At 71.7% G+C, this 5,735-nt stretch carries 6 protein-coding genes, 2 tRNA genes and 1 pseudogene; 6 read left to right on the top strand and 3 right to left on the bottom strand.

All coding sequences use genetic code 11. The annotated features are described in order from the left end of the window. Positions 1-229 (top strand): annotated as a pseudogene (locus AA75_RS30315) (SAM-dependent methyltransferase); the annotation flags it as partial. Positions 230-338: 109 nt separating this feature from the next. Next, positions 339-433, top strand: a tRNA-Cys gene (locus AA75_RS48140). Positions 434-992: 559 nt separating this feature from the next. Here the strand turns inward: AA75_RS48140 and AA75_RS30305 are convergent. From AA75_RS30305 to AA75_RS48135, 3 genes are all read right to left on the bottom strand, one after another. Beyond that, positions 993-1,646: a hypothetical protein gene (locus AA75_RS30305; protein WP_149038465.1), complete on the bottom strand. Its 654-nt coding sequence runs from the start codon at positions 1,644-1,646 to the stop codon at positions 993-995. Between the two features lie 457 nt (positions 1,647-2,103). Then, complete coding sequence (locus AA75_RS46160; RefSeq protein ID WP_051813760.1) at positions 2,104-2,670, bottom strand: RICIN domain-containing protein; 567 nt, start codon at positions 2,668-2,670, stop codon at positions 2,104-2,106. A gap of 304 nt (positions 2,671-2,974) precedes the next feature. Further along, a tRNA-Cys gene (locus tag AA75_RS48135) sits at positions 2,975-3,069 on the bottom strand. A gap of 245 nt (positions 3,070-3,314) precedes the next feature. Between AA75_RS48135 and AA75_RS30295 the strand changes: the two genes are divergently transcribed. From AA75_RS30295 to AA75_RS30280, 4 genes are all read left to right on the top strand, one after another. Next, complete coding sequence (locus AA75_RS30295; protein ID WP_051813758.1) at positions 3,315-3,938, top strand: hypothetical protein; 624 nt, start codon at positions 3,315-3,317, stop codon at positions 3,936-3,938. Positions 3,939-4,063: 125 nt separating this feature from the next. Next, positions 4,064-4,363: a hypothetical protein gene (locus AA75_RS30290; RefSeq protein ID WP_199520444.1), complete on the top strand. Its 300-nt coding sequence runs from the start codon at positions 4,064-4,066 to the stop codon at positions 4,361-4,363. A 194-nt stretch (positions 4,364-4,557) separates the two neighbouring features. Continuing rightward, the gene (locus AA75_RS30285) at positions 4,558-5,124 is read left to right on the top strand and encodes a TetR/AcrR family transcriptional regulator (RefSeq protein WP_033823497.1); all 567 of its coding nucleotides are present in this window, start codon (positions 4,558-4,560) and stop codon (positions 5,122-5,124) included. 116 nt (positions 5,125-5,240) lie between these two features. Beyond that, positions 5,241-5,693 carry an SRPBCC family protein gene (locus AA75_RS30280; protein WP_033823496.1) on the top strand — a complete coding sequence of 151 codons (453 nt, stop codon included), beginning with the start codon at positions 5,241-5,243 and terminating at the stop codon, positions 5,691-5,693. Positions 5,694-5,735: the final 42 nt, after the last annotated feature.

Raw genomic sequence — 5,735 nt, 5'->3', positions numbered from 1 at the left:
GGAGGACGAGTACAGCGCGACCGCCCGGAAGATGGAGGACGTGTTCCTGCGCGGCATGATGGGCAGCGGCACCATCTCCACCAAGGCCGTGCTGGCGGAGCTGTTCAATCCGGCGCTGGTCGAACCGGGCCTGGTGCCGTGCGTCGACCGACAACACCCGGACGGCTCGCAGGCGGAGTGGAACGCGGCTCAGCGGTGCATCGCCGGCGGTGTCGCCCGTAAGCCGTAGGCGGAGTGCCGGGTGCGGCATGGCAGGGTCAGCGAGGAGTCAGCGTCCGGTCAGGGCGTCCCGGCATGCTGAAGGCACGTCAGGGAGCAAGTAAGGCTCCCTGACACCGGGAGAGGTGCCCGGAGCGGTTCATCGGGTGCCTGGCCGGCAACGGCCGAGCAGGGTCCTCCGGGGCCCGCGCAGGTTCGAATCCTGCCCTCTCCGCCCTGCCGCCCCGTCGCCGCCCGGCCGGCCCGCCCGGACATCGTCCATGGAGTTCTCATGGATCGATTCGTGGGTCACGGCCGCCCCGAACGGTGGGCTGATCCGTCGCTGTACCCGAGATGTACGACATCGACATCACCGTGACCGTCGACGCGGTCGGCGGGCGACCGGTCGGCATGTCGACGCGTACGATCCGGCCCGGCGCGAGGGCTGGGACTTCCTGGTGGAGATGGATCCCGCTTCTCCCTATGCCTTTCCCGGCGAGGACCGCGGCCGGATCATGGCGCGGGTCGTCGGGGCGGAGGACGGGGCTCTCACGCTCACGGAAGCACCGGACTGGGGCACCTCCCTCAGCCGAGTTCCGCGGGAAGCCGCGGAGGCCGCCGGCGGGCGACTGCAGGGCGTGGCTCGACGGCGGGGCGTGCCGGGAGCGCGGGCTCGGCGGGGACCGGTCCTGGCGCCGGCTCCGGCTCCGGGAGGTCGAGGCCGGGAAACGGCGGGACGACGTGGAAGGTGTTGGTGGTCAGCGCCTCGTCAAGCGCGCGGGTCGCATCCCCGATCAGCTCCGGGTCGCCGATGTTCCGGATGACCCGGCGGGCGTCCTCGACCCGGCCTCGGCCCGCCAGCGCGAGCACCAGATGCTCGAGGGCGCCGTACCGGTAGGAGGAGTGGCGCGCGGTGGCCGCCAGTTTCTCGGCCCGGGCCGGCTCGCCGACGGCGACGAGCGTGGCCGACAGCCGCAGATCGCGCGGGACTGGTAGATGTCGTCCGGCTCGGCGGCCACGATCCGTTCCGCCGTCGCCGCCACCCGCATGGCGCCGTCGGTGTCGCCGAGGCCGGCGAGCGCCTCGACCACCTCGCCGAGGGCGCCGACCCGGTCCTCCGAGTGGGTGGCGGCCAGCGCGGCCTGTTCGGCGAGGCCCAGCAGGCGCCGGGCCCCGGCCGCGTCGCCGGCGGCGTGGAGCGCCGCGCCGAGGCTGGTGAGGGCGTTCGCCCGGTTGCTGCCGTAGTCGACGGCCCGGGCGATCGGCTCCGCCCGCTCAACGAGCCGCCGGGCGCCCACCGGGTCGCCGAGGGCGACCAGGGCCACCGCCGGGATCGCCAGCGCGAAGGCCCGCCGGTACGGGTTCCGCATCGCGGCGAGGTCCGGCCCGGCCTGCTCGGCGAGCTGCCGGGCCCGGTCGGCGCGGGTGCACTCGGTCAGCGCACGCACCAACTGCGGTGCTGCGCAATGCTGATACCAGGAGAAGACTGAACGATCGAGCACGGACACCGCGTTCTCCCCGGGCTGTGGACACTCGTATGCAACTACGCGGGATACCGCGGCGCCGGTTCACCGCGGCGAAGGACCGCTGCACCGCCCCGAACCGCTGGAGCTCGAGGTGGTCCTCGACGACGCCGCGCTGCGCCGCCCGGTCGGCCACCCGCGCCATGGACCTCCCCCGACGTGGCCGTGCTGGTCGTGCCGTGCGAGCGCGGCGCACCCGCCGGACCGTCCGGAGCGTTCTGCCTCATCGGTCGCAGTGGCGGGTGGATCCAGTGCCTGGTCGATCCAGTGCCTCCGCACCACCCGTCGCGCGTCGGATCTTTGCGCCGGGGCTTCACGGCAGACGGCACTGCGGGTCCCTGCCGACCCGGCAGGGACCCGCACGGACGCACCCCGGGATCGGTCAGAGCAGCTTGATGGCGGTGATCCAGGCCTTGTTGCCGTCGACGACCCGGTTGGACGCGCCCCGCCACTGGCGGGCGGGGGCCCCGTTGTCGGTGCGCCAGTCCGCGATCTCCAGCAGCGCCGCGGAGTTGAGGTTGGACAGACCCAGCTCCTTGTGGGGCCCGATCTCGCCCGAGTAGAGCCAGCCCTGGTTCCAGCCGCCGTGGCAGTCCCACTGGCGGGCCGGTGCACCGTCGTCCATCCGCCAGTCGGCGATCTCCAGGCACTTCCCGGAGTTGCGGTTGACCAGCATGGTGACGCCGCCGGCCTGCTTGAAGTCCCAGAGCTGGCTGGCGCCGCCGTGGCAGTCCCACTGCCGGACGGGGGCCCCGTTGTCGGTGCGCCAGTCGGCGACCTCCAGGCACTTCCCGGAGTTGGCGTTCACCAGGGTGGTGGACTTCGGCGTGGTGAAGCCGCCGCCCGCCGCGGAGGCCGGAGCGGCGGGCAGGACGGCGAGGAACGTGACGGCGGCGCCTGCCACGGCCGCTGCCGCGCGGACACGGCGCAGCGGTGTACGGATGGTCATCGAGATTCGATCCCTTGCACGAGTCGAGAAACCGGCAGGGGCGGATCGCCGGGGCGAGAGATCGCCCGGGTCCCGCGTCGGCCCGGGTGCGTGCCCGGGCGCCACGCCCGTCCGAACCCGTCCCCCTACGGCCCGCGCTCCCGCGCCGGGCCACCGACGTCGGCGAATGATATGACATCGAACCGACGCCGACGGCGACCACCCCGCGGCGGCCGGGCTCCGGGGGCACGGGGCCGATTCTGCCGCTCGCCGCACACGTGACCGACCGTCACCGGCCATCACCGGCCCGGCCGGGCCGCTCGGGCGGAGAGGGCAGGATTCGAACCTGCGCGGGCCCCGGAGGACCCTGCTCGGCCGTTGCCGGCCAGGCACCCGATGAACCGCTCCGGGCACCTCTCCCGGTCGGGGAGCCGTGTTCGCTCCCTGACGCACCCTCAGCATGCCCCGGCCGACTGACCGCATGCTGACGCCCCACTGACCGGCGGCCGGCCCCGGCCGGGCAGGGCGGACCTTCGCTTGACCGCTACGGGTGACTTCCGGGCCGCCACGCGCCGCCGGGCGTTATCAGGGCCGCTCCGTCCCGAATCATCGGCGGTGCGACCCACCCCGTCGACCCGCCCCGGAACGACAAGGACCTCCCGCGCATGAAGGTGCTCTCCGTACGCTCAGCCACCGTCGTGGCCTCCGCCGCGGTCCTGATCGCGGGAACTGCGGCCCGAGTGTCGGCCGACGCCCCCACGGTCCCCGCCGCGTTCGGCTCGACCATCGTGGTCAACAATGGCGACGGCAACGTCACCAACGTCGGCGGCAACAACAACGCCGCCGGCCACGACACCACCATCGGCAACAACAACACCACCGGCACCGGCCACATCAGCGGCACCGGCCACACCGTAGGCGCGACCGGTCCCGTCACCTCCCCGTCGGCAACCATGCTGGTGGGCGACGGAGTCATCCAGTCGTCCAACCTCGCGACCGTCCCGGTCACCGTGACCTGCACCCCCGGGTACACGATCCAGCGGGTGAACGTGGACCTGCCGGACTTCGACGCCGGCGCACACACCGTTCAGGTCAACGCCCCCTGCACCGGGCGGCCGCAGATCTTCGACCTGCGCGTCTTCGGCCCGAACCCCCTGACCCCGGGCCCCACCGAGGCCGATCCCGGCTCGTACATCCCGCAGACCTCCCCGGGAAGCCTACCGGCGAACTTCCCCCCGAGCCTCGACACGGACCCGAACCCTCAGACGATCACCCTCACGAACTCCTGAGCGTCCGCCGGCCGCGGGCAACACATCCGACCCGCGGCCTGACGACCGGAATTTCCGGCCGCGTATACTGGAATTCGCCTCCAGCATCACTCGATCGACCACTCCTCACCCAATCGACAGGAGGCATGATGATCGGCGTGCTCGTGACGTTCACGCAGACCGACAAGTTCGACCGTTCGACTCTCGCCAAGATTGCGAGCGAGCTCCGAGCGCCCTTCGAAGGCATGGCCGGCCTTCGCTTCAAGAGCTTCATGCTCGACGAAGACGGCGTTCACGCTCGGAACTTCTACCTGTGGGACGACGAGGAGAAGGCCCGCGCCTTCTTCACGGCTGAAATCGTCGACAAGGTGACGGGAATTTACGGCGTCCCGCCGAAAATCGAGTACCTCGATATCGTGGGTCTCGTCGACAACTCCGGCGCCTGATCCTCGAGGGGGCTGCCGCACAGAACCCCTGCCGCCGTCGAGCAGTTCCACCCCGGGCCATCGACGGGGGACTGCCACCCCGGCCCGCCCGGCATGGAGCGGCGACCTACCACCCGCGCCGTTCCGGGCTCCGCCGCCGGGCCCCGAGGATCCCGGCACTTGACGCCGAAAAGTGTGAGTGGTTGAGTACTCACATGCAAACGGAACGCCCACGCCAACTCTCCACCGCCGAGGAACGCCGCGACACGGTGCTGCGCACCGCGATCGGCGCCTTCGCCTCGCGGGGTTACTTCGGCACCACGACGACGGAGGTCGCCAAGGCCGCCGGGATCTCGCAGGCGTACGTCTACCGGCTCTTCCCCAGCAAGGAAGCCCTGTTCGTGGCCGTGGTCGAGTACTGCTTCGTCCGGGTGCGGGCCAGCCTCGAGGGTGGCGCGGCCGCCGCCGACGGCAGCTCGCCGGAGGCGGTGCTGTACGCGATGGGTGATGCCTACGCCCGGCTGATCAGCGACAACGATCTGCTGCTGGTGCAGATGCACGCCCAGGCGGCGGCAGTCTCCGAGCCGGCGATCCGCGACGCCGTGCGGGCCGGGTACGCCCGCCTGGTCGAGTACGTCCGCGGGGCCTCCGGAGGTGACGACCGGCAGGTCCAGGAGTTCTTCGCCGTCGGCATGCTGTGTCACCTGGTGGCCGCGATGGACGCCGACAAGGTGGACGCGCCCTGGACGCGGACCCTCACGGCGGGCATCCGGCACTACTGAGGACCCGCCCGCAGGGTGGCAGCCCGTCGACAGCGGGCTGCCACTTCTTCGGGCCAAAGAGTGAGTGGTTGATCACACATATTCTCGCCCCGCCAATTGGAAGGACCCAACCCACCATGAGCACGAACACCAACACCACCATCGACGAGAACGCCCCCGTCGTCGTCCGGCTGTCGACCACGGTGAACGCCCCGCTGGCCGCCGTCTGGCGCCTGCACACCGACATCAACGCCTGGGCCAACTGGCACCCGGACATCACCCGGGCCGCGATCCTCGGCCCGCTCGTCCCGGGCACCTCCTTCCGCTGGTCCACCCACGGGCTCGACATCACCTCCACCGTCCTCCAGGTCGAGCCGGGCGAGCGGATCGCCTGGGGCGGCCCGGTCCAGGGCATCGACGGCATCCACGTGTGGACCTTCGAGGAGTCCGACGGCGTCGTCACGGTCCGCACCGAGGAGTCCTGGTCCGGCGCTCCCGTCGCGGCCGAGCCGGAACTGCTCGGCGACGCGCTCCGGCAGTCCCTGGAGACCTGGCTCCACGAGCTCAAGGCGCGCGCCGAGCGCCAGTGACACCTGACGCAGGACACCCCACACCTACTCGATCCATCCGAC

Origin of the sequence: Kitasatospora sp. MBT63 (assembly GCF_000710465.2) — a bacterium.
GTDB lineage: Bacteria > Actinomycetota > Actinomycetes > Streptomycetales > Streptomycetaceae > Kitasatospora.
This window is presented reverse-complemented; position numbering and strand designations above follow the sequence as displayed.